Here is a 22,389-nt window from a genome sequence, read left to right on the forward strand (position 1 = left end):
GTTTTTGCGCATGAGGTCCCGATGCGTTCGAGCTGGCTCGCTTCTCTGATCGTCCCTGCTGCCCTCGTGGCGACGCTGCCTGCGTGTGAGGACAACACGAAGGAACAGGAGCAGGCCGCGGGCTACGTGCTCGACAAGCTCGTGCCCGTCGCGAACGAGGACGCCGGGCAGGTGCGCCGCGGCCTGCCCGAGGGCGCGAAGAAGCTCGGCGAGGTCGTCGACGCCGATCCCGGGGCGAACCTCGTCGCCCTGCAGAAGGCCGTCCGCGGGGCGCGCGCGTCGGTGAAGGATCTCGACATCGCGAAGAGCACCTTCTTCACCTTCGTCGACACCACGGGCATCGCGCTGCGCAGCGAGGCCGATCCGGATCTGCTCGCGCAGAAGTCGGTCCTCTCGTCGTTCCCCACGCTGAAGAAGGGCCTCGAACCGAGCGCCGGCCTCGTCGAGGCGTGGGGCGAGATGCAGGAGATGCGCGGCGTGCGCACGGGGCCCGACACGCAGTGGGTCGTGGCGCATCCCGTGAAGGACAAGGAAGGCCAGGTGAAGGGCATGTTCGTCACCGGCTGGTCTTTCCGGCGCTTCGCGCTTCGCCTCGAAGAGATGGCGAAGCGCGAGCTGCTCGACCGCGCCGAGCGTGAGAAGCAGAAGAACGTCCCGATCGTCTATGTCTTCCTCGTCCGCGAAGGGAAGGCCTACGGCGCGCCCGTCACGCCCGACGTCAACGCGCAGGCCGTCGAGGGCATGGATCTGGTGAACAAAACGCAGAGCGGCCCCTACCGCGGCTCGCTCGAAATCACGAACCGCCCCTACGGCGTCGCGGCCCAGCGCGTGCCCGATCTCGGGGAGGGCACGATCCTCACCGTGATCGCCTCCGCGATCTGAAGGCATGAACTGTCGTGGCGAGCGAGCCCCCGCCCGCACCTCCGGCCGGTGATCCCGCGGCAAACACGCGACGCAAGCCTCGCTCGCGCCGCCGCCGGATCGCCACCCTCGTCGTCCTCGCGCTCGCGCTCCTCCTCCTCCTCGATCAGATCGGCGTGCGTGAGCTCTCGGGCCGCGATTTCCCGCAGACCGACCCGCTCTCGCCCGCGCTGCGCGTGCATGTCGAGGCGCTCGCCGCGCCCGCGTGGGCCGGCCGTGTCCCCGGCAGCGAGGGCAACGCCGCAGCAGCGCGTTACCTTGCCGACTCGCTCGCTGCGGCCGGCGTAAAACCCTTCCCGTCGCTCGGCGGTTACCTCGCGCCGCTCGCCGAGCCGACCTCGCCGCTCGGGCACAACGTGCTCGGATGGATCCCGCCCGAAGGCCCGGGTGAGCCGCGCGGCACCGTCGTCCTCGGCGCGCACTTCGATCACCTCGGCAAGACCGACGAGGGCCTCCTCCTCGGCGCCGACGACAACGCCGCGGCCGTCGCCGTCCTCCTCGGCGCGATCCCTTCGCTCCTCGCGCAGCATCCGCGCCCGTACGGCATCGCCGTCGCCTTCTTCAACACCGAAGAGTCGCCCTACTTCGGCACGCCCCGCCAGGGCTCGCAGCGCTTCGTCGCTGCGCTCCCCACGGAGATCGGCGGCCTCACCTCGATCCGCCTCGCCGTCGTCCTCGACCTCATCGGCGGCGTCGTCTGGCGCCGCACCGCGGAGACCATCTTCGCGTGTGGCGCCGAGAAGACCCTCGGCCTCCCGGCGATCGTCGACGGCGTCCACGAGCCTGGCCTCGACGTTCGCCGCCTCGGCATCCACGCGGTCGAGAACATCCCTGGGTATGCGCCGCAGCCCTTCTCCGACTACGACGTCTTCCGGGATCACGGCGTCCCGTTCCTCTTCCTCTCCAGCGGCCGCACGCCGCGGTACCACCGCGCCTCGGACCTCCCGGACACGCTCTTTTACGACCGCATGGCGCGCACCTCGCGCTGGATCGCCTCCCTTGTCCCAGCGCTCGCCGCCGCGCCGCCTGCGCTCTCCTTCGACCCGCGCGGCGAGGACCTCGCGGCCGATCGCGACACGCTCCGGTTCGCCTTCGACGCGGCCGCCAAGCCCTGGAGCTCGATCCCAGGAACAAGCCCGATCACCGCGGCGCGGATCCTCGGCGATCGCAGCCGCCTCGATGCCATGGCCGAGCCGGGCCACGTGTGGACCCCCGAGGATGCCAGGTCGATCGAGCGCGCGAGCTTCCGCCTCCAGTGCCTGCTTTATCGCTACCCGGTCTGCTTCACGCTTTGACGCTGCGGTTTTGCGTTGTTGCGGAGCCAACGCAAAGCCCCGCCGAACGAACGTGCGGAACGACCTCTGCGCGTGCTCATCGCTTCATGCTACGTTCGCTCCCGGAGATTGCTCGAGAATGCCTGCGAACATCGACCAGATGCTCAAGGTTTGCCGTGAGGTGATCGCTCCGCTCGTGCGCGCGGATCAAGGCGAGCTTTACCTCGTCGCGGTGGAGCCCGACCAGATCACGCTCCACCTCGCTGGGATGTGCGCGGGTTGCCCCGGCGCGAACCTCACCGCGAAAGGCGTCATCGAGCCGGCCGTGCATGCGGTCGCGCCCTCGGCGCGGGTCGTCGTGACGAGCGGCATCCGCATCCCCGAAGGCGCGTCGCTCGTCACCTGAGCCCACGCGGGGCCGCGAAGGCGACGCACTCGCGTGTCGGCCTTGGTTTGTCCTGGAGAGAGGGAGGGCGTTTCGCCCTGAAACGCGAAGGGCCCCGCGGTTTGCGGGGCCCTCGTCGGTTCACTTCTTCTTCTTGTCGGCGGGCGGAGGCGGCGGCTCGGGGGCCTTCTCCTCGCCGCGGATCGCGGCGGCCACGGCAGGATCGATGGCGTCTTCCTGCTTCGGCTTGTTCGGGCGCAGCGAGTCGATGTTTTGCAGCGTCGCGTTGTCCTCGTAGGCGATCGCGATCGCCGGGTCACCGCGCTCGATCAAGCGCACGTGCGTCGTCGCGTCCTTCCAGTCGACGACGGTCGCGTACATTCCGAGGTCCGGGTTCGGTGGGATGATCCGGCCCGGCGCGCCGTACGCCGTGGAGAGCTTGACCGCGGCCTCCTGGAAGTTCGCGCCGAGCGACGCGCCCTTGGAGAGCTTGATCTCGTCGATCATCTTCCAGAGCTTGTCCTGGATGAAGAAGAAGTACCGGGTCTTGCCGTCCCGGTTCATCGACAACATCCACTCTTTGTTGAGGTAGCTGTACTCGCCGCGGAGCGGCGTGGAGTCCGTGGCGACCGGCAGCTTGCCGAACTCGATCTTGCTGCGGCGGAAGGCGTTTTTCTCTTCCGCGAGCGCCGCGTCGAGCTCCCGCATTTTCACGCCGGGTGAGACCTTCTGGTAGAGCGGCTTGTATGCCTCGTCGAGTTGCGCGTCGATCGCCTCGCCGACCTGCTTCGTCGTCATGCCCCACTTGAGCGACGCCGGCTCGAGGGCGATGGGCTTCTTGACGACCGCCGGGCCCATCGGGGCGGGCGCGGCTGCCGCTTTCTTCTTGGCCTGCGCCTCGACCACCATCGGGGTCACCGTGGCCGTGAGGCCAAACGTCGTCGCCAGGAGCGCCGCCCAAAGCTTGTTCACCTTCATCTCCACTCCTCCGCCCCGCCGGCCCGCGGCCGGCAAACGGGATCTACCAGATTCTGCGGGAAAAGGGGCCCGCCGAGGTCTTCGGGGTGTTGGACGAAGCCCGCGTCCGATCGATGGAAAGGGATCCGATCGAGGCAGGAGGCTGCCAGCACTGACAGATCGGAGGGGACGTGCTAGTTGCAGGCCCGATGGCGCAGCTCTTGACGCGGACGGCCAGGCGGGCCAGGGCGGTCGCGCTCGGCGCGGCCCTCGGGGCGCTCGTGTCCGGGTGCGGGGCTGCGGGCGTTCAGGGGGACCCGAACGTCGTCGCGCATCCCCGTTGGCTCGGGCATGACCGGGAGCTCTTTGACGACGTCGTTGATGCAGGCGCCCTCGGCCTCGGCGCGGACGTCTCGAATGCGCAGAAGGATCCGCTCTTGAAAGAGCGGGCGCGCGGCTCGGAGCTCGTCTCGCGGGTGCGGGTGAGCACGGTGACGGTCGAGTCGCTCGACCAGGTCCGCACCTACCGCCTCGTCCTCCAGGTCATCCCGCCGGCTTTTGGCACGCCGGCGTTCGAACAGACGGCCTTCGAGCTCGTCATTGGGCCCGCCGCCCCGTCCTACGGGGTCGCGCAGGCGTTCGACATGCGCCTTCGTGGCGCGTCGTTCATCGGCTTTCTCCATCGCTTTGCGGGCGAGGGAGACGAGCCGAGCAGGCTTCACTGGCATCTGTCGCCGGACACCGCCGAGGTGGCGGCTGCCGTGACGGATGCCCTCGCCCTCGCGGAGCTGTCCGGATCGTGAGCAACGTCAGCATCAAAACGTTGAAGGAAGTCGAAGGGATGCGGGCCGCGTGCCAGATGGCCGCGGAGACGCTGCTCGACGTCGGGGAGATGATCCGCCCGGGGATCTCCACCGAGGACATCAACCGCTTCGTCCACGACGACACGGTTCGGCGGGGCGGTTGGCCCGCGCCGCTGAACTACCACGGCTTCCCGAAGAGCGTGTGCACGTCGGTGAACGAGGTCGTCTGCCATGGCATCCCGGGGCCGCGGGTCCTCGAGCCGGGCGACATCATCAACGTCGACGTGACCACGATCTACAACGGGTTTTACGGCGACACGTCGGCGACCTTCTACGTGGGCAAACCCTCGTCCGCGGCCAAGCACGTGACCGAGGTCTCGCGACGCTCGCTCGATCTCGCGATCGCGCAGGTGCGCGAGGGCGCGCGGCTCGGGGACATCGGCGCGGCGATCCAGGAGTTCGCCGAGGGCGAGGGCTGCTCGGTGGTGCGCGCGTTCGTCGGGCACGGCATCGGCCGGGTGTTCCACGAGGCGCCGCAGGTCTCGCACGTCGGCAAGCGCGGGACGGGGATGCGCTTGCGTGCTGGGATGTGCTTCACGATCGAGCCGATGATCAACCTCGGCCACCACGACGTGGAGGTCCTCGCGGACAAGTGGACGGCTGTCACCGCGGATGGCTCGCTCTCCGCGCAGTTCGAGCACACGCTGGTCGTGACGAAGAACGGCTGCGAGGTGTTGACGCGCCGGAGCAGGAAGCTCTCGAACAGCGAGATCTTCGGGGATGTGTTTTCGGTCGCCGCCGCGGCCACGACGCGCTAACGGACCACGGGTCCCATGCCCCTCGACGAAGCTGCGCGCGGCCGGATCGCGCCGTACGTCTCCAGTCTGAGCGACGACGTCTTCGCCCTCTCGGGTTTGCCCGAGGAGGTGATCGCCGTCCTCTTCGCCTATTATTCGCGCAGTCGCGACGATCTGCGGACGAACCTGGCGCGCTTGCTCACCGACCAGGAGCTCGACGTCGGGGAAGGCGTGACGACGCGCCCCTCGTTCGGGCTCGCGACGGAGAAGGCGCGCGCGTTCCACGAAAAATGGGTCGTCGGCTACGGGCACGCGTCGGTCGCGGAGCACGCGGTCGTGCACCTCGCGATCGAGAACGTGAGCATCGTGGCCTCGAAGGTGATCGAGGATCTCCGGCTCGGCTCGTACACCGAGAAGAGCACGCGTTACGTCGTCTTTGATCGGAACAGCTTCGTCGACCTGCCCGAGCTCGAAGGCCCGCTCGGGCAGACGTACCGGGCCAGCGCGGAGCGGCTCTTCACGACGTACGTCGACCTCATGGCGCGCGTGATGGATGCGCTTCGCGTGCGCGTGCTCCGGCCGCCGGGCGCGTCGGAGGCGGCGCATGCGGCGGCGATCCGCGCGCATGCTTGTGATCTTCTGCGCGGGCTCTTGCCGGCCGGCACGCGGACGAACCTCGGCCTCACCGCGAACGCGCGCGCGCTCGAGGCGCTGCTCACGAAGATGCTCTCGCATCCGCTCGCGGAGGTCCGCAACGTCGCGACGTCCATGCACGCGGCTGCGCGTACCGTCACGCCGACCCTCGTCAAGTACGCGGGGCGGAGCGAGCATCGGTCTGCCCAGCGCAGCGACGTGGGGGACAAGCTGCGGTCGATCTACGATCCTGGCCCCTGGGACGCGAGCGCGACGAACGTCGTTGGGCAGCCGGTGCGGCTCGTGCGTCACGACAAGGACGCGCTTGAGCGGATCGTGCTCGCGCTCGCGTACGAGAGCAGCGAGCCGAATGTGCATGCGCGGGGGCTCACGGAGGCGATGCGGCATTCGACGTCGCGCGAGCTCGAAGACGTCGTTCGTGCGTCGGTCGCGCGGCGTGGCGCGCACGATCCCGTGCCGCGTGGCTTCGAGGCGACGACGATGACGTTCGAGTTGATGCTCGATTACGGCGCCTACCGCGATCTGCAGCGGCACCGCATGCTCCTGCCGGCGACGCAGCGGCTCACGTGCCGGCTCGGCTTCGAGACGCCCGCGGAGCTCGCGGAGCTCGAGCTCGATCGGGCTTACACCGACGCGATGGTCGCGGCGTGCGACGCGTGGGAGGCGCTCGAGAGCAAACACCCGCAGGAAGCGCAGTACGCGGTGCCGCTCGGCTTCCGCATCCGCACGCTCTGGACGCTCAACCTGCGCGAGCTTTTCCACGTGGTCGAGCTGCGGTCGGCGCGGCAGGGGCATGCGAGCTACCGGCGCATCGCGCAGGGGCTCTTCCGCACGGCGATCGCGGTGCACCCCTGGCTCGAAGGCCTCGTCCGCGTCGATCTCGGCGACTACTCGCTATCCCGCGCCTGACGCGGTTCCACGGCGCGAACCGATGCTCCTTTGCATTGACCGCATCGCGGTCGATGCACCAGAGGTCCAGGGCTGGCCCTGGTCCGGGTCGAGGGGTGGATAACCCGGGGTTTGGGGCGTAGCTCGGCTTGCCGAGCGTAGCCCCATCGTGGACCAGACGGGTCCGGGGTGAAACCCCGGCACAACGCTCAGGAAGCGCGCCCCTTCGCGCCGCGCTTTGGGCTCGCGACGACGGCCGCTGAGCGTGCCTTCGCCTCGTCCAGCATCTCGGAGGCTGCCTTCAGCGCGCTCGGGCCGACCTTCGCGCCTGCCAGCATGCGCGCGACTTCGGCGACTCGATCCTTGCCCTCGACGCGCTTGACCGTGCTCTTCGTGATCGGCCCGTCGACCTGCTTCGACACCACGAAATGTGCGTCTGCGAAGGCTGCGATCGTGGCGAGGTGCGTGATGCAGAGGACCTGGTGGTGGCGCGCTACGTCTGCGATTGCGCGGCCGATCTTGTCCGCGACCACGCCACCGACGCCGGCGTCGACCTCGTCGAACACGTAGAGCCCTGCCGGCCCTGACTCTGCGAGCGTGCGCTTGAGCGCGAGCAACGCGCGTGAGAGCTCGCCGCCCGAGGCGATCTTGCGCAGCGGACGCGGCTCGATGCCTTTGTTGGGCGCGATGAGGAACTCGACGCGGTCGATACCGTCGCGGCCGAGCCGTGCGCCGTCGACGACGAGCTCGGACCTCTCGCCCGAGAGCGGTGCGACGTCCACGATCACGCGCGCGCCGCCCATGCCGAGATCGGCGAGCTCTCCGCCGATCGACGCGCCGAGCTTCTCGCCGGCTTCGCGGCGTTTTTGTGAGAGCTGCCGCGCGCGATCTCCTGCCACGCGCAGCAGCCGATCGCGCTCGTGCTCGAGCGCTTCGAGCTTCGTCTCCACGTTGCCGAGCCCTTCGAGCTCCGTCGCGATACGCGATCGCGCCGCGATCACGTCGTCGATCGTGGGCCCGTGTTGCCGCAGGAGACCTTCGAGCCGGTACATGCGGTCCTCGATCTCCGAGAGCCGCGACGGGTTTGCCTCGGCGCGCTCGGCGTATCGATCGACCTCGCGGGCGATCTCTCGAAGCTCGGAGAACAAACCATCGAGCGTGTTCGCCGTGGCTTCGAGGGAGGGATCGAGATCTGCGGCGGCGCGTAGATCCTTCGAGAGCTTCGCGAGCTCGTCGCAGATTGCGTGCTCGCCTTGATCGAGCCGCGCGGCCGCGTGCTCGGTCAGCTCGCGGAGCCGGCCGGCGTGGCGGAGCCTCTGGCGCTCGGCTGCGAGCTCTTCGAGTTCGCCGGGCTGCGGGGACACGGTGTCGATGCCCTGGAGCTGGAAGCCGAGGAACGCTTCGCGCTCGACGCGGCCGCGCTCGGCCTCGCGCACCTCGCGGATCTCAGCGACGACCTTTTCGAGCTTCTCGACCTCTGCGGCGAGCGCTTCGCGTGTGGTCGAGAGACGGCCGAAACGATCGAGGTACCCGAGGTGTGTCGAGGGATCGGTCAGCGCGACGCTCTCGTGTTGCGAGGCGACGTCGCAGAGCTCCGACGCGAGCGCTTGCAGCTCGCCCGCGGTGCAGAGACGCCCGTTCAGGTACGCGCGCGAGCGGCCGTTTTGCTGCACCACGCGGCGGATGACGAGCTCGCCGCCGGAGGACACGCCGGCGGCGTCGAGGGCCGTCGCGAGCTGCTCGCTGCCCGTCACGTCGAAGAGCGCCTCGACCTCGGCCTCGTCGGCGCCGGGCCGCACCTGTTCGGCGTTGCCGCGGCCGCCGAGCACGAGCGAGAGCGCGCCGACGACGATCGACTTGCCTGCGCCGGTCTCGCCGGTGAGCACGTTGAAGCCGGGCTCGAGGCGCAGCTCGAGCGAATCCATGAGGACGAAGTTCTTGACGCGGAGGGCGACCAGCACGGGGCCGGGAGGATAAAGAACGGAACGAGAAACGTCGACGCGTTCTGCGCGGAGATCAGCGGATCGTGACGGACTTGCTCACCGTCACGGAGTCACCGGAGAAGGGCGGGACCGAGGCGCTGCGGAACGCCGCGGCGATGCAGCCTCCGGTCGGCGTGCCGGCGAACGGCGGGCCGTTCACCTGCGCCTTCGTGGCGCGGCCGGACGGGGCGAACGTGACGCTCACGCGCGCTGTGCCGCTCGGATCGCCGGGCGCCTTGCAGCCTGAGGCCCTGCCGGCGGCGGCGCCGAGCGCGGAGGCCGCGGCGCTCCTGCTGAACTCGTTGCCGCCGCCCGAGGGCGGCTCGGGCGTGGCGGGCTTGTTGTTCGCCGCGGCCATCGCGGCTGCGAGATCCTGCGTCTTGTTCGCCGACGCCGTCTCGACGGGTTTGGCGTTCTCCGGCGGTTTGTCTCCGCCCGCCGCTGGTTTGTCCCGGCCTTCGCCCTTCGGCGCGGCGTCGGCCGAGCCGGCGCGTTTGTCCGCGGGCGCCTCTGTGCCTGCCTTCGCCGCCGCGCCCGGATCACTCGGCGCCGGGGTGTTCGTGTTCGGCGTGGGCGCCTGGTTCGTGCTCCCCGGTTGCAGGGCGAGCGGCGCGTCGTTGCCCGTGCCGGGCGTCGTCGTCGTCGACTCGGTGGCGACTGCGGCCGTTGGCTCCTCGGTCGTCGTCGATGCGCGTTGCACCAGGAAGAACACGAGCCCCGCGAGGGCCGCGACGAGCACGACCCCGATCCCGAGGCGCTTGCGATCGAGCCTCCCGGTCGCGGCCGCGACGTCGACGTCGAGATCGATCGCGTCCATCGACGACTTCGTCACGGGCGCCGGCGGCGCGGTGATGGGCGGCGCGGCCAGGAAGAGCGAGCCTCCGCTGTTCGCCGCGTCGGCTTTTCCTGCGGCCGCATCGGCCGGCTTCGGCGCGCTCGTGAGATCCTTGCCGAGCGCCGAGACCCCGAGCGCCGAGACGTCGGGCGCCACGAGCGGCGTGAGCCCTTGGTTGTTGAAGAGGCTGCTGCTCAGGTTGAACAGGTCCTCGTCGACGATCTTCCGGCTGCGGCTGATCTCGCGCGGATCGGGCCGCGAGCCGCGCTGGGCCGCTTTGTCCGCGGGTTTTTCCGGGGCGGCTTCGGGCTGCATGTGCTTGGCCTCGTGCCGCTCGACGTCGAAGACGTCGAAGAACGAGGGCCTGTCGTCGTCGTCCTTCAACGTCGGCGTGCGCTTCGTCGCGGCCGGCATCGGCGTCGCCTGTTTCGCCAACGTGGGCTGCGAGGATGCCTTCGCGCGCGGCGCCGGCGGCGGCGGCGGGATCTTCAAGCTGTCGGCCGCGCCTGCGAGCGCGGGCGGCGGCACCGTCACCACCTCGGCCGACACGTCGAGGTCGAAGACGCTCGTCCGCTCGGGGATCGATTTCATCGTCTCTGGCGGCGGCTCCACGTTGCCCGCTACCGCCTTCGTGTTGTCTTGTTTCTCGCTCATCGTGGCAGAACCTCGCGGTCGTCGGGTTCGCCCGGATCCCCCGAGAGCCCGTAGATCCAGTTCTTTTCGAGCCAATCGAGCGCGACGTCCGCGCGGCGGATCATCGCGTCGACGGCCATCACCTGTGGATCCGGCGCGCCGGCGTCCTTCGCGTAGGCGCGCGCGTACAGGATCCACGTCGAGAGTTCGTAGTGGTGCAGGAGCGGTCCGAAACGATGCGTGTCGAAACGCGCGATCCTCTCGGCTGCTTCCTCGACGGAGGGCGCGCGCACGAGCGCGATGCTCGCGTCGAAGAGCAGCTCGCGCAGATCCTCGAACGCCTTGTCCGGATCTCGCGACACCTCGTCGAGCATCGCTTCGAACGCGTCTTCCGGCATGCCAGCTTGCTGCGCGGCCTCCGCCATCGCGGGCACTTGTGTTTCGAGGAAGGCTGCGTCCGGCGCGTGGCCGAGCAAGCGACCGACGAGGTAGAGATCAAACGCGCTCGCGATCGATTCGCCGAGCAGGAGCGCGTCGGGGCTCTGGCTCGCCGTCGGTCCGAGCGCGTCGAGCGCGCGTCGCGTGACGTGGTGCCAGCCTGCGTGCATCACCACGTCGGCGGGGATGGCGTCGCCGTCGAGGACGTCGCCTGGCTGGTCAGGCGACCAGAACGTGAGGTTCAAGAAGAGCGCTCGATCCCAGCGTGCCTCCGGTGTCCCAGGTTTCGGCACGAGGAAGGTGACGTGGTCACGCACGAGCGCACGCTTGAGCTCGGCGTAGAGACCGATGTGTCGATACGAGCGCTCGTCCTCGATGCGGACATTGTCGAGCGTCAAACGTTGGAATCGCACGGGAACCCGCGTTCAGGCTACGCGGACATCGGCTCCGGATCGAGTGTCACGCACGTCCTCCACGATTTCCGATCGGGGCTCGTGGTAGCGGCCGAGTTGACGGTGGAGGATCGCCCGGAAGAGGAGCACCACGCCCACGTCGTCGATCCAGGTGATGAAAGGTACGGCGTCGGGCACGAGATCCAGCGGCCAGACGCAGTAAACCACCGACAGAACGACGAGCACCTTGGCCCAGAGCGCGGATTCCCGGTCTCGGAGCAGCCGCCAAGCCGCTGGCGCATCCCGGAGGAGCGGCACGAGCGCGAGCCCGCGAGCCTTTCCGGAGACCTTCTTGCCTTCGAGCTTCTGCGGACGCACGTCGGTGGTTTTTTTCACGACGGCCAACATGATTCCGCTGCGCGCGGCCGCAAGGGGCAGGGGCAGGATCGCCGCGGTGCGACGCTTGAAAGTCCGCGGTGGTCGGGCATGATGCCGGTCCGGCCTTCGCCCGGACTTTGCCGAGGCGCGGGGCATCTTCGAGGAGGCATGTCTTCATGATCCGGCTGCGGTCTTTCCTTCCGTTCGTGCTCGCGCTCGCTCCCCTGACCGTAGGTTGCAAAAAAGAGGAGCCGCCCGCGCCCGCGCCGGAGGCGAAGCCCTCTGCGGCGATGCTGCCGAGCGGGAAGGGCAAGCTGCCGCTGCGCACGCCGATCGCCCCCATCCCGAAGTTCGACCCGCAGGCGATGAAGAACTACCGCCTCGAGGTTTGTTACTTCGGTACGCTCACCCTGCGTCAAGCGCGTGACGCGTACCTCGGGAGCCTCGGCAAGGACGAACCGAGCGAGAAGAAGATCCCGAGCTTCGGCATCCCCGGCGCGTCCCTGCCGCCGGCTCCGCCCACGCTCGCGCCGCCGCCGAAGCCCGGCACCTCGGCTGCGTCGTCCGCGGGCCCCGTCGCCTCCGCCGCGCCCGCCAACAGCGCGTTCGTAGGCCGCAAGATGGCCGACATGGGCATGCGCGCTCCGCACGAGCGCAACGCGCGGGCGTGCACCGTCGCCGCCGATCTCAAGGAGCCGGCGATGCCCGACATCGACGCGGCGCTCACGACATTCGCCCCGTTCTCGCTGGAACTCAGCCGCAACATCGCCGCGGCCAGCGTGTACTACCAGCGCGAGGAGTACTCGAAGGACAAGTTCGAGCGCGGCAAGGAGCTGCACAAGAAGCTCGTCGCCGACTTCGCCAAGCTCGACGAGAACGCCGACAAACTCGGGAGCGCGATCGCCGCGTGGCACAAGGAGCACCCGGTCGACATGGCGAAGCTCGACGAGGGCGAGCGGCTCGTGCTCACGGCCTACGACAGGGCGCGCGGGCTCGTCCTTTCGGTGCTCGCGAAGAAGATCGACACGGCCGCCTACAAGGAGGGCGTCGCGGCGCTCGCGAAGGACATCGAGGCCATCAAGACGTTCGGTACGAACAACACGAGCGATCCCTGGGCGAGGATCACCGTCCCGCCCTTGAGCGCGTTCCAGAAGGCTGCGGAGGAGGCCCAGGCGAAGATCAGCGACAAGGGGATCGAGCCCGACGGCTTCCTCCCGCTGGTCAACGGGTTCACCTCGGTCATCGAGGCGAAGCACCGCGCCCTCTCGCGCGCGCTCACCGCGAAGGGCCAGGTCGTCGAGCCGAAGGGGCCGCCCATGCGGCAGATCCCGACGCCGGGGCAACCGGGGCAGCCGGGGCAGCAGGTCGAGCACCCCGACGATCACGCCGGCCACGCGCATTGAGAGCATCGCCGCCGAGGCGGGCTCTCGGGCCCGCCTCAGCGCTCGCCGCGATGCCGTGAGATGGCGAGCCGGTACATCGCCTCGTACTGGCGGCTCGCGTAATCCCAACCAAACGGCTTTTTCATCGCCCGTCTTTGCATCGAGCGGAAGTGCTCGGGGTGCTCGCGGTAGATCCACGCTGCCTCGAGCACCGTGTCAGCGAGCACGTCGGCCGAGAGATCGAGGAACTTGAAGCCCGTCGCCATGTGCTCGACCGTATCGTCGAGGCCGCCCACCGCGCGCACGATGGGCAGCGTGCCGTACCGCTGGCTGTAGAGCTGGTTCAGCCCGCAAGGCTCGTAACGCGAGGGCATCACGAAGAGATCCGAGCCCGCCTCGATGCGGTGCGCGAGCGCGTCGTTCATGCCGATGTACGCGCGGAACCGATCCGTCGAGTGGCCGAGCCGCGTGAAGAGATCCTCCGCCCAACCCTCGCCCGATCCGAGCACCACGACCTGCACGTCTCGCTGGAGCAGCGTCCCGAGCGCGCCCGCGAAGATGTCGATGCCCTTCTGGTGCACGAGCCGGCTGATGAGGCCGATGATCGGTACGTCGGGACGAACCGGGAGCCCCATCTCGCGCTGCAGCTCAGCCTTGCAGAAGGCCTTGCCTTGCAGATCGTCGGCGTCGAAATGCGCGGGGAGGTGCCGGTCCGTCGCGGGGTTCCAGATCTCGTCGTCGATCCCGTTCAGGATGCCGATCACGTCGTCGCCGCGCTCGCGCAAGGAGCCTTCGAGCCCGTGTCCTCCTTCGCTCGTCTGGATCTCCTGCGCGTACCGCGGCGACACCGTCGAGAGCAGCGTCGAGAAGTTGATGCCGCCTTTCAGCAGGTTCAGCCGATCGTAGGACTCGAGCGCGCGGTGGTGGAAGACGTCCCAGCCGAGGCCGGTCTGGGAGAGCTCGTTTTTGTCGAACCAGCCCTGATAACCCATGTTGTGGATCGTCAGGATCGACGCGGCACCGCCGATCGGCGAACGGGCGTCGAGCGTCTTCATGTAGACGGGCACGAGGCACGTCGGCCAGTCGTGCACGTGCACGACGTCGGGGATGAACCCGAGCACGCTCGCGAGCCGGAGCGCGCCGCGCGAGAGGAACGTGAAGCGCGCGAGGTTGTCGCGGTAATCCCCGTTCGAATCGTTGTAGATGCCGCTGCGATCGTAGAGCTCGTCGTGCTCGAGCAGGTAGACGCGCGACGTGCTCTCGCCGAGCCGCGCCTCCCACACGCCGCCCCACACCTCCCCGCCGCCGACGGGCACGCCGAGCGAGATCGGCAGCCGTTTGGCCGGGTGTTTCTTCGCGATGCGGTAGCGCGGCATGACGGTGCGTACGTCGTGACCTCGCGCCGCGAGCGCGATGGGGAGCGCGCCGGCCACGTCCGCCAGGCCTCCCGTCTTGGCGAAAGGGACGCACTCGGAGACGACGTTGAGGATGCGGAGGCGGGGCATGCGTTCAACCGACCGGCGGTGGCGGCAGCCTACCACGGCTCGCCGCGTGGATGATCTTCACGAGCCGGTCGATCGAACGTTCGAGGCCGAGGGCCGAGGTGTCGAGGATGTGGGCCGCGCGCTCGTAGAGGGCGCGACGCGCGCGCAGGATCGCGCGGAGTTCCTCCATCGCCGCCGGCCGGCTCGCCATCGGCCGCGCGTCGCCTTGGTCGATCACGCGCTGGAAGTGATCCTCGGGCCGCGCGCGCAGCCACACGGTCACGGCCTCGCGGCGGAGGAGCTCGAACGTCTCGTGATCGGTCACGAGGCTGCCGCTCGTCGCGACGATCCCGCGATCGCCGCGCGCGACGAGCCGCGCGAGCTCCTCGCGTTCGAGCCTGCGGAAGTACGCCGTGCCGTGCATCTCGAAGATTTCAGTGAGGCTCATCCCGGCCCGCGTCGCGACGAGGCTGTCGAGCTCCACGAAGGGCAACCCGAGCCGGGCCGCCGCGCGGCTCCCCAGCGTGGTTTTTCCCGCCCCGCGCAGGCCGAGCAGCGCCACGAGCGGGCCCTTCGCGGCCGCGCGCGGCGCCTCCGTGGGGGCGTCTGCGAGCAGCGCCGACGCCGACGTGTCGAGCGCGCGCGCGATCGCGTCGAGACGAACCACGGACACGTTCGCCTTGCCGCCCTCGACGAGCACCAGAAACCGCTCGCTCACGCCCGACGCGACCCCGAGATCCCGGAGCGTCAAACCGGCCGCGCGCCGCCGCTCGCGCACCCGCTCGCCGAGCGCCCGCAGGAGCGGCGAGCCCGCGCCTTCCGGTTCGTCTGCGCCCGCGTCGGGCTTCTTTCGGGCCGCCACCTCATGCACTATATTTCATGAGCCAGGATCCAACAAGCAGTATATTGCTTGACACCTTCCCGCCGCGGTGATGGAGTTTTCGTCGATGGGCATCGAGAGTGAAAGCAGCGGGGCCAAGGCGCCCGCCATCCGTTTCGAGACACATCCGAGCCGCTACAAGCACTGGAAGCTGTCGTTCGACGGCGCGATCGCGCGGCTCGTGATGGATGTGGTCGAGGAGGCGCCAATGCGCCCCGGCTACACGCTCAAGCTGAACAGCTACGACCTCGGCGTGGACATCGAGCTCGCGGACGCGGTGGAGCGGCTGCGCTTCGAGCACCCCGAGGTGAAGGTCGTGATCGTCACGAGCGGGCAGCCGCGCATCTTCTGCGCCGGCGCGAACATCTACATGCTCGGCTCATCGACGCACGCCTTCAAGGTCAACTTCTGCAAGTTCACGAACGAGACACGCCTCGCGCTCGAAGCCGCCTGCGTCGAGAGCGACCAGCACTACGTAGCCGCGCTGAACGGCGTGGCCTCGGGCGGCGGCTACGAGCTCGCGCTCGCGTGCGAGAAGATCCTGCTCTGCGACGATGGTTCGAGCGCGGTCTCGTTCCCGGAGACGCCGCTGCTCGCCGTGCTCCCGGGCACGGGCGGGCTCACGCGCCTCGTGGACAAGCGCAAGGTCCGCCGCGATCTCGCCGACGTGTTCAGCACGCTCGCCGAGGGCGTGCGCGGCAAGCGCGCCGAGGAGTGGCGCCTCGTCGATCGTTCGATCCCGAAGAGCCGCTTCGATCAGGTGGTGATCGAGGAGGCGAACGCGATCGCATCGCGCACGAAGGACAAGCCGGGCTCGGGCGTGAAGCTCGCCCCGCTCGACGTGAAGCGCTCCGAGGACGGCAGCAAGTACAAGGCCGAGTACAAGTACGTCACGCTCGTCCTCGACAGCGCGACGCGCGTCGCCGAGATCGAGGTGCGCGCGCCCTCGGGCGCGCCGGAGACGACGGTGGCGGCGCTGCACAAGAGCGGCTCCGACGTGTGGTCGCTCCGCGTGTTCCGCGAGCTCGACGACGCGCTGCTCGATCTGCGCTTCAACCACCCGGAGGCAGGCCTCGTGCTGCTCCGGACGAAGGGCGATCCCGAGGCCGTGCGCGCCGCGGATCGCGCGCTCCACGCGCTGCAAGACGACTGGTTCGCCCGCGAGATCCTGCTCAAGATGCGCCGCACCCTGAAGCGCCTGGATCTCACGGCGCGCAGCGTGTTCTCGCTGGTCGAGCCCGGCTCGTGTTTCGCGGGCAGCCTCTTCGAGCTGGCCCTCGCCGGCGACCGGACCTACATGCTCGACGGCGGCGACGAGCCGCCCGTGATCGGCCTCTCGCCGCTGAACTTCGGCCCGTTCCCGATGCCGAACGGCCTCACGCGTCTAGAGACGCGGTTTTTGCACGAGCCTTCGGCCGTGAAGCGTCTGGAAGGACAAACGGACCTGCTCGACGCGGACGCCGCGAAGAAGCTCGGGCTCGTGACGTTCACGCCCGACGAGATGGACTGGGACGACGAGGTGCGGATCGCGGTCGAGGAGCGCGCGAGCCTGTCGCCCGACGCGCTGACCGGGATGGAGGCCTCGCTGCGGTTCGCGGGGCCCGAGACGCTGGAGACAAAGATCTTCGGGCGTCTCTCGGCCTGGCAAAACTGGATCTTCCAGCGCCCGAATGCGGTCGGCGAGCGGGGCGCGCTCACGATGTACGGCCGGCCCGAGCGACCCGAATTCGACTGGAGGCGAACGTGAGCTCTGTCGTCAATTCCGAGCGTATCCCGAACAACGTCGATCTCGCGTCCGACAAGAAGCTTCAACGGGCGCTCGAAGCCTGGCAGCCCAGGTTCATCGACTGGTGGAAGGAGATGGGTCCCGAGGGCTTCCAGGAGGACCAGATCTATCTCCGCACCGCTGTGAGCGTCGATCACGAGGGCTGGGCCCACTTCGACTACGTGAAGATGCCCGACTACCGCTGGGGCATCTTCCTCACGGACCCCGTCGCCGATCGGAAGATCGGGTTCGGCGACCACATGGGCGAGCCCGTCTGGCAAAGCGTGCCCGGCGAGTTCCGCAACGTGCTGCGCCGGCTCGTCGTGACGCAAGGAGACACCGAGCCCGCGAGCGTCGAGCAGCAGCGGCTCCTCGGTCAGTCGTGTCCGAGCCTCTACGATCTCCGCAACCTGTTCCAGGTGAACGTGGAGGAAGGCCGGCACCTCTGGGCGATGGTGTACCTGCTCCACAGCTACTTCGGTCGCGACGGTCGCGAGGAGGCCGAAGCGCTTCTCGAGCGCCGCAGCGGCAACCCCGACAAACCGCGGATCCTCGGGGCGTTCAACGAGCCGTGTCAGAACTGGCTCTCGTTCTTCATGTTCACGTACTTCACGGATCGCGACGGGAAGTACCAGCTCCTCGCGCTCGCCGAGAGCGGCTTCGACCCGCTCGCGCGCACGACGCGGTTCATGCTGACCGAAGAAGCGCATCACATGTTCGTCGGCGAGACGGGCATCCTGCGCATCGTGCAGCGCACCGCAGAGCTGATGAAGAAGAACAAGAACGAGGACGCGCGCGCCGAAGGCGGCATCGATCTACCAACGATGCAGAAGTACCTGAACTTCTGGTACTCGGTGTCCCTCGACCTGTTCGGCGGCGAGATCTCGTCGAACGCAGCGAACTTCTTCGCGTCGAGCCTGAAGGGGCGCGCGAAGGAGGAGAGCTACGAGGATCATCGCGCCGTCGACGGCATCTACGCGATGGACGTGCCGGTCTCGGCAGGTCCCGGCGTGGTGTCGGGCTTCCGTCGCGAGGAGGTGCCGCTGCGCAACGCAATGAACGAGGTGCTGCGCGACGAGTACATCGAGGACGCGCAGCGCGGAGTCGACAAGTGGAACCGCGCCCTCGCCGAAGCAGGGATCGCGTACAAGCTCAAGCTGCCGAGCCGAAGGTTCCATCGCCGCACAGGGATCTACGGCGGGCTCTGTTTCGACGTGGAGGGCAACGCCATCACGAAGGAAGAGTGGGAGCGCCGTCGCGACGAGTGGATGCCGAGCGAAGCAGACGAGGCCTACGTAAAGAGCCTCATGACAGCGCCGATCTACGACGCAAAGCTGATGGCGAACTGGATCGCGCCGCCAAAGCACGGCATCAAAGGGCGTCCCGTCGATTTCGAATACGTGAAGCGCACGGCTTGAGCTGAGCGAGGCGCCGCGCCGGGGCGCTGCCCCGGACCCCGCGGGGGCTGTTCGCCCCTCGACCCGAACCAGGCACGGCCTGGACCGGGGGTGGAAGAACTGCGCGATGCGCAGTTCTTCCAACGGGCCGGTGGCAAGACCATCGAGGTGGGTTTCAAGCCGGCGACGCGCACGCTGCCGGTTGAACCTGCGGCGCTGCCGCGCTGGTTGGCAGGCTCGTCGCCAGTCTTGCCCTGGCCTGTTCGATGAACTGCGCATCGCGCAGTTCATCGACCCCGGGTCCAGCGCCTCGCTGGTCCGGGTCCAGGGGCGGACAGCCCCGGTGGGGCCTGGGGCAAAGCCCCAGCGCAACGCCCTCCAGGCGAGACCTACGACGTGTAGGGCGTGACGCCTTGGGCTTCGAAAAGCTCGGCGCGTGCTTCGGAGAGCTCGGTGTTCACCGTGCGCAGACGCTGCGAGAGGCCCTGCACGAAGCTCCAGAGCAGCTTCACGGCGAGCACGGGCTCGCGTCGCATGACGTTCATCATGTCCGTTCGTGTGATGACCATCGTGCGTACTGGCTCGAGGGCCCGCACCGTGGCCGAGCGCCGCGAGTCGTCGACGAGACCCATTTCGCCGAAATATCCGCCCGTCATGATCGACGTGATCGCGACGTTGTCCTTCTCGACCGCCACGCGCCCTCGCAGGATCACGTAGAGATCCTCGCCCGGCTCGCCTTCGGTCACGATCGCTGCGCCGATCGGGTGGCTGCGCACGTCCGAGATGGCCAGGATTTCGGCTTGTTCGCGGTAGGTCAGGTGCATGAAGAGCGGGATGCCGCGTAGCGCCTCGTGCTTCGTGAGCGCTTCCGGCTCCGGCTCCTCGGCCGTCGCGCCGTGGAACGAGAGCACGAGCGCTGTGATGTTGTCGCGGCCGCCTCGCTCGTTTGCGAGGTCGACGAGCGCTTCCGCGAGGTTCTCCGGGACGCCGGCGCAGAGCGCGGGCACCTCCTCGTCCTCGATGTACCCGTAGAGACCGTCGCTGCAGATCAGGAACAGGTCGCCCGGCATGATCTCCACGAGCAGCGTGTCGACCTGCACCGACTCCTGCGTCCCCACGGCCCGCGTGAGCACGCTGCGAAGGGCGCTCACCTTCGCCTGCTCCTTCGTCATCGTGCCGTTTTTGATCGAGGCTGCGACGATCGTGTGGTCCTCGGTCAGCCGGTTTGCCACGCCTTGCCGCAGGAGGTAGGCGCGGCTGTCGCCCACGTGCCCGACGACGCCGCGATCCCCCGCGACCGCGAAGAGCACCATCGTCGTGCCCATGCCCCGGAGTTTGGGGTCGTTCTCGGCCATGGCCCAGAGATCCGCGCATGCGGCCTGGATCGCCGCGGCGACGAGCTCCTGCGCGGCGACGCGGTTCTCCTGGGAGGGGTGTTCCGCGAAGCGCGTCAGCACGTCGAGCCGATCGGCCACGTAGGCCCGCGCGACGTCGACGGCGCGGCGCGACGCGACGTCGCCGGCTGCCTGGCCGCCCATGCCGTCGGCGACGATGTACAGGCCGAGGTCCGGGTCTGCGAGGTGGCTGTCCTCGTTGCGCTTGCGCTTCCGGCCCACGTGCGTCGCGGCCTGCGGCGAAACCGAGAGGGGCATGCCCCGCATCCTAGTCGAGGCGAACGCCCCTTCGGAAGGGGGCGGAACGTGGAGATCCTCGGTCAAACCATGGGGGCGCGTCGCTGGAACGGGAGAAACCCGACGGCGAGCGCGAGCCCGAAGACCACGTGTTCGAGGATCGCGGGACCCACGGGCGCGCTCGCCGCGACCTCGCCGAGGCCTGCTGCGGGCAAGACGAACCGGTGCATGACGAACCAGACGATCACGCCGTACGCTGCGCCGAACACGAGCGTGCGGAACACGTTCGCGCCGAAGACGAGCAGGCCGAACAGCGCGCCCCAGCCGATCGACACGGCGAAATGCAGGAGGATGCCGAGCACCACGGCGCCTGCGTCGAAGCCGGGCGCGAAGGCGCGTTCGGCGAGGAACGGGGCCGAGGCTCCCTTGAACACGACCCACGGGTCGCCCCCGCGCGCGACCGCCGAGAGCAGCCCGTACAGGCTCAGCACGATTCCGCCGAAGATGCCCGCGATCACGCCGCCCGAGAGCGCGATGACCGTCCTTTGTCTCCCCCTCGCCGCCATGTAGGTCCCGTTGCGCCGGGGGCTTGGTTGTCAACCGCGGGCATCCTGTCGCAATCGGGCGAGCTCGGCGTCTCTGCCTTGACGCCGGCCGGTGGCTTCCGATCATCCGTCCATGACGACTACACTTCGGCGCGATCTCGCGCTCCTCTTGGCCTTGGCCTCGGCCGCCGTGCTCGGCGCGACCGGGGTATCGTGCTCTTCCAGCAGCGTGGGGGGTTCGTCCGCGACCCAGGGAACCGGCGGGGCCGGGGCCTCCGGATCGGGCGGCTCGGCCGGCGCGGGCGGGGAAGGGGGGACGTTTATTGGCAGCGGCCCCAATCCGGACGGACCGTTCGTTGATTTTCCTGCCGGTCCGCAGCTCGACATGGGCGCGCCCGCCGAGGCGCCCGCTCTCTTCCAGGGCATGCCCGGAGAGCCGCAGGGCGGCCCGTGCCTCTCGGAGCCGCCGGTGGACGCGCTCGTCCCGACCAACTGGACACCGCTGCGCTTCGAATGGATTGCGCCGGCGGGTCACAATGTCTTCGAGCTTCGGCTCAAGGTCGACAACCAGGTGAACGAGCTCCTGGTCTACACCTCGGCCACCTCGTACACGATTCCCGCGGAGATCTGGTCCGGGCTCGCGGGGCACAGCGCGGGCCGCGACATCAAGATGACCGTGCGGAGCGGGCAGATCGACGGCGGCCAGCTCGTCGCCGGTCCGCTCGTCGGCACCGAGGGCGTGGTCCACGTGGCGCCCGTGGCGGCGCCGGGATCGATCGTGTACTGGACGACGGGCGCGCCGGGCTCGGGCAAGACCGCATTGAAGGGTTTTTCCATTGGCGACACCCAGTTGACGACGGTGCTCTCGCCCGAGATCATGGGCGGCGATACGACGTGCGTGGCTTGCCACGCCTCGTCGCCGGACGGCGCGCTCACGTTTTTCACGCGTGACGCGACCCTCGGCACGCGGACCGTCACGGCGCGAAAGGTGGACGGGACGGCGGGTTTGCCCACGGAGGCGCAGGTCTCGTCCGTGGCGCTCGGGCTGCTCGGACGGCAAAAACAATCGGCGCCGACGCTCTCGGAGAAGCGGTACACGGCGCAGGACGCCGTCGCCATCACGGTCATGATCGACCCTGCGTTCACGGCGAACAAGAACGAGCTCGTCTGGACCGACCTTCATACGCTGGACCCGGTGACGGGCTCGGGCATTCTCCCGCGTATCGGGGACACCCACGCCCCCGCGTCGCCGACGTTCTGGCACGACGGGACGACGATCGCGTACACGACGGCCACGACCTCCGGCGAAGGCGTCGTCACGGGCATCACGGACGCCGACACGACGATGGACATCTACACGGTGCCCTTCAACGCCCGGCAGGGCGGCAATGCGACGCCGCTGCCGGGCGCGAGTGATCCCGGGTTTTTGGAGTTTTACCCCGTGATCTCGCCAGGCGACACGCTGCTCGCGTTCAATCGGTTCGCGCCCTACAAGTTCGACGGCGTGAACTGGGCGGATTCGTACGACGAGCCGATGGCCGAGGTCTTCGTGGTGCCGGCGAAGGGCGGCGAGCCCGTGCGCGTGGCCGCCAACGATCCGCCGGCCTGCGTGAACCGGCCGAGCCCGGGCATCACGAACTCGTGGCCGCGCTGGGCGCCGAGCGCCGAGGCATTCCAGGGGAAAAAGTATTACTGGCTGACGTTCAGCTCGAAGCGGCGCGACCTGAACAACCCGCAGCTCTTCGTGAGCGGCGTCGTGACGAAGGTGCAGCCCGACGGCACCGAGGTCATCGAAAAGACCTACCCCGCGCTCTACGTGACGTCGCAGGTCCCGGAGGAGAACAACCACACGCCGGCCTGGGACGTGTTCCAGATCGAACCGCCGCAATAGCAGCTTCCGCCGCATGGCGCGCGGCGCGCATCGTTGCGCGAGCGACACCCACCTCATGGCGGTCGCCCCGGAAACGT

The 22,389-nt window shown here is 68.8% G+C and carries 20 protein-coding genes; 11 read left to right on the plus strand and 9 right to left on the minus strand.

Annotated elements, in window-relative coordinates; genetic code table 11:
* Positions 1–21: 21 nt before the first annotated feature.
* The 3 genes from E8A74_RS13030 (at position 22) to E8A74_RS13040 (ending at position 2,601) form a co-directional block, all read left to right on the plus strand.
* Positions 22–882: a hypothetical protein gene (locus E8A74_RS13030; protein WP_136929300.1), complete on the plus strand. Its 861-nt coding sequence runs from the start codon at positions 22–24 to the stop codon at positions 880–882.
* A gap of 14 nt (positions 883–896) precedes the next feature.
* Positions 897–2,216 carry a M28 family peptidase gene (locus E8A74_RS13035; RefSeq protein ID WP_136929301.1) on the plus strand — a complete coding sequence of 440 codons (1,320 nt, stop codon included), beginning with the start codon at positions 897–899 and terminating at the stop codon, positions 2,214–2,216.
* Positions 2,217–2,334: 118 nt separating this feature from the next.
* Entirely contained in the window at positions 2,335–2,601 is a 267-nt protein-coding gene (locus E8A74_RS13040; protein WP_136929302.1) for a NifU family protein, read from the plus strand.
* A gap of 120 nt (positions 2,602–2,721) precedes the next feature.
* Here the strand turns inward: E8A74_RS13040 and E8A74_RS13045 are convergent, their stop codons facing one another.
* The gene (locus E8A74_RS13045) at positions 2,722–3,558 is read right to left on the minus strand and encodes a hypothetical protein (protein ID WP_136929303.1); all 837 of its coding nucleotides are present in this window, start codon (positions 3,556–3,558) and stop codon (positions 2,722–2,724) included.
* Between the two features lie 188 nt (positions 3,559–3,746).
* Here E8A74_RS13045 and E8A74_RS13050 point away from each other — a divergent pair, with 188 nt between their 5' ends.
* Genes E8A74_RS13050 through E8A74_RS13060 form a run of 3 tightly spaced genes read left to right on the plus strand, consistent with a single transcriptional unit; the run spans position 3,747 to position 6,700 of the window.
* Entirely contained in the window at positions 3,747–4,340 is a 594-nt protein-coding gene (locus E8A74_RS13050; RefSeq protein WP_136929304.1) for a cobalamin ABC transporter substrate-binding protein, read from the plus strand.
* Complete coding sequence (gene map, locus E8A74_RS13055) at positions 4,337–5,158, plus strand: type I methionyl aminopeptidase (protein ID WP_136929305.1); 822 nt, start codon at positions 4,337–4,339, stop codon at positions 5,156–5,158. The genes E8A74_RS13050 and map overlap by 4 nt, the downstream gene beginning before the upstream one ends.
* A gap of 15 nt (positions 5,159–5,173) precedes the next feature.
* The gene (locus E8A74_RS13060; protein WP_136929306.1) at positions 5,174–6,700 is read left to right on the plus strand and encodes an FAD-dependent thymidylate synthase; all 1,527 of its coding nucleotides are present in this window, start codon (positions 5,174–5,176) and stop codon (positions 6,698–6,700) included.
* Positions 6,701–6,888: 188 nt separating this feature from the next.
* Here E8A74_RS13060 and recN read toward each other — a convergent pair whose 3' ends face one another.
* Genes recN through E8A74_RS13080 form a run of 4 tightly spaced genes read right to left on the minus strand, consistent with a single transcriptional unit; the run spans position 6,889 to position 11,493 of the window.
* Entirely contained in the window at positions 6,889–8,640 is a 1,752-nt protein-coding gene (gene recN / locus E8A74_RS13065; protein WP_136929307.1) for a DNA repair protein RecN, read from the minus strand.
* 55 nt (positions 8,641–8,695) lie between these two features.
* Positions 8,696–10,150, minus strand: coding sequence for a hypothetical protein (locus tag E8A74_RS13070; RefSeq protein WP_136929308.1), 1,455 nt, complete (start codon positions 10,148–10,150; stop codon positions 8,696–8,698).
* Positions 10,147–10,980, minus strand: a complete 834-nt coding sequence (locus tag E8A74_RS13075; protein WP_136929309.1) for a hypothetical protein — start codon at positions 10,978–10,980, stop codon at positions 10,147–10,149. Before E8A74_RS13075 ends, E8A74_RS13070 begins: the two co-directional genes overlap by 4 nt.
* Positions 10,981–10,992: 12 nt before the next feature.
* Entirely contained in the window at positions 10,993–11,493 is a 501-nt protein-coding gene (locus tag E8A74_RS13080; protein WP_136929310.1) for a YkvA family protein, read from the minus strand.
* 20 nt (positions 11,494–11,513) lie between these two features.
* On the opposite strand from E8A74_RS13080, the gene E8A74_RS13085 reads away from it, so the two are divergent.
* Complete coding sequence (locus E8A74_RS13085) at positions 11,514–12,740, plus strand: DUF3829 domain-containing protein (protein ID WP_136929311.1); 1,227 nt, start codon at positions 11,514–11,516, stop codon at positions 12,738–12,740.
* Positions 12,741–12,775: 35 nt separating this feature from the next.
* Here E8A74_RS13085 and glgA read toward each other — a convergent pair whose 3' ends face one another.
* Together glgA and E8A74_RS13095 are read right to left on the minus strand one after the other, a co-directional pair.
* Positions 12,776–14,224: a glycogen synthase GlgA gene (gene glgA, locus E8A74_RS13090; protein ID WP_136929312.1), complete on the minus strand. Its 1,449-nt coding sequence runs from the start codon at positions 14,222–14,224 to the stop codon at positions 12,776–12,778.
* A 4-nt stretch (positions 14,225–14,228) separates the two neighbouring features.
* On the minus strand, positions 14,229–15,065 hold the full coding sequence (locus E8A74_RS13095) for a shikimate kinase (protein WP_232379532.1): 837 nt from the start codon (positions 15,063–15,065) through the stop codon (positions 14,229–14,231).
* A gap of 70 nt (positions 15,066–15,135) precedes the next feature.
* Between E8A74_RS13095 and boxC the strand changes: the two genes are divergently transcribed.
* The 3 genes from boxC (at position 15,136) to E8A74_RS52225 (ending at position 18,515) form a co-directional block, all read left to right on the plus strand.
* Positions 15,136–16,830: a 2,3-epoxybenzoyl-CoA dihydrolase gene (gene boxC / locus E8A74_RS13100; RefSeq protein ID WP_211365352.1), complete on the plus strand. Its 1,695-nt coding sequence runs from the start codon at positions 15,136–15,138 to the stop codon at positions 16,828–16,830.
* Complete coding sequence (gene boxB / locus E8A74_RS13105; RefSeq protein ID WP_136929315.1) at positions 16,827–18,266, plus strand: benzoyl-CoA 2,3-epoxidase subunit BoxB; 1,440 nt, start codon at positions 16,827–16,829, stop codon at positions 18,264–18,266. The genes boxC and boxB overlap by 4 nt, the downstream gene beginning before the upstream one ends.
* Positions 18,267–18,356: 90 nt before the next feature.
* On the plus strand, positions 18,357–18,515 hold the full coding sequence (locus E8A74_RS52225) for a hypothetical protein (protein WP_170229096.1): 159 nt from the start codon (positions 18,357–18,359) through the stop codon (positions 18,513–18,515).
* A gap of 119 nt (positions 18,516–18,634) precedes the next feature.
* On the opposite strand, the gene E8A74_RS13110 is transcribed toward E8A74_RS52225, so the two are convergent.
* Together E8A74_RS13110 and E8A74_RS13115 are read right to left on the minus strand one after the other, a co-directional pair.
* A complete protein-coding gene (locus E8A74_RS13110; protein WP_211365348.1) occupies positions 18,635–19,897 on the minus strand; it encodes a cyclic nucleotide-binding domain-containing protein in 1,263 nt (420 codons plus the stop codon).
* A 62-nt stretch (positions 19,898–19,959) separates the two neighbouring features.
* Positions 19,960–20,442 carry a hypothetical protein gene (locus E8A74_RS13115; protein ID WP_136929317.1) on the minus strand — a complete coding sequence of 161 codons (483 nt, stop codon included), beginning with the start codon at positions 20,440–20,442 and terminating at the stop codon, positions 19,960–19,962.
* A 112-nt stretch (positions 20,443–20,554) separates the two neighbouring features.
* On the opposite strand from E8A74_RS13115, the gene E8A74_RS52230 reads away from it, so the two are divergent.
* Entirely contained in the window at positions 20,555–22,312 is a 1,758-nt protein-coding gene (locus tag E8A74_RS52230) for a TolB-like translocation protein (protein ID WP_170229097.1), read from the plus strand.
* The last annotated feature ends 77 nt before the right edge of the window (positions 22,313–22,389 follow it).

The organism is Polyangium fumosum, assembly GCF_005144585.1.
Lineage (GTDB): Bacteria > Myxococcota_A > Polyangia > Polyangiales > Polyangiaceae > Polyangium > Polyangium fumosum.

Coding starts and splice junctions, on each gene's coding strand:
- E8A74_RS13110 (WP_211365348.1), bottom strand. CDS start 19,897: ATGCCCCTCTCGGTTTCGCCGCAGGCCGCGACGCACGTGGGCCGGAAG.
- E8A74_RS52230 (WP_170229097.1), top strand. CDS start 20,555: ATGACGACTACACTTCGGCGCGATCTCGCGCTCCTCTTGGCCTTGGCC.
- E8A74_RS13040 (WP_136929302.1), top strand. CDS start 2,335: ATGCCTGCGAACATCGACCAGATGCTCAAGGTTTGCCGTGAGGTGATC.
- E8A74_RS13030 (WP_136929300.1), top strand. CDS start 22: ATGCGTTCGAGCTGGCTCGCTTCTCTGATCGTCCCTGCTGCCCTCGTG.
- E8A74_RS13060 (WP_136929306.1), top strand. CDS start 5,174: ATGCCCCTCGACGAAGCTGCGCGCGGCCGGATCGCGCCGTACGTCTCC.
- E8A74_RS13115 (WP_136929317.1), bottom strand. CDS start 20,442: ATGGCGGCGAGGGGGAGACAAAGGACGGTCATCGCGCTCTCGGGCGGC.
- E8A74_RS13045 (WP_136929303.1), bottom strand. CDS start 3,558: ATGAAGGTGAACAAGCTTTGGGCGGCGCTCCTGGCGACGACGTTTGGC.
- E8A74_RS13085 (WP_136929311.1), top strand. CDS start 11,514: ATGATCCGGCTGCGGTCTTTCCTTCCGTTCGTGCTCGCGCTCGCTCCC.
- E8A74_RS13050 (WP_136929304.1), top strand. CDS start 3,747: ATGGCGCAGCTCTTGACGCGGACGGCCAGGCGGGCCAGGGCGGTCGCG.
- boxC (WP_211365352.1), top strand. CDS start 15,136: ATGGAGTTTTCGTCGATGGGCATCGAGAGTGAAAGCAGCGGGGCCAAG.
- E8A74_RS13080 (WP_136929310.1), bottom strand. CDS start 11,493: ATGCCCCGCGCCTCGGCAAAGTCCGGGCGAAGGCCGGACCGGCATCAT.
- glgA (WP_136929312.1), bottom strand. CDS start 14,224: ATGCCCCGCCTCCGCATCCTCAACGTCGTCTCCGAGTGCGTCCCTTTC.
- E8A74_RS13070 (WP_136929308.1), bottom strand. CDS start 10,150: ATGAGCGAGAAACAAGACAACACGAAGGCGGTAGCGGGCAACGTGGAG.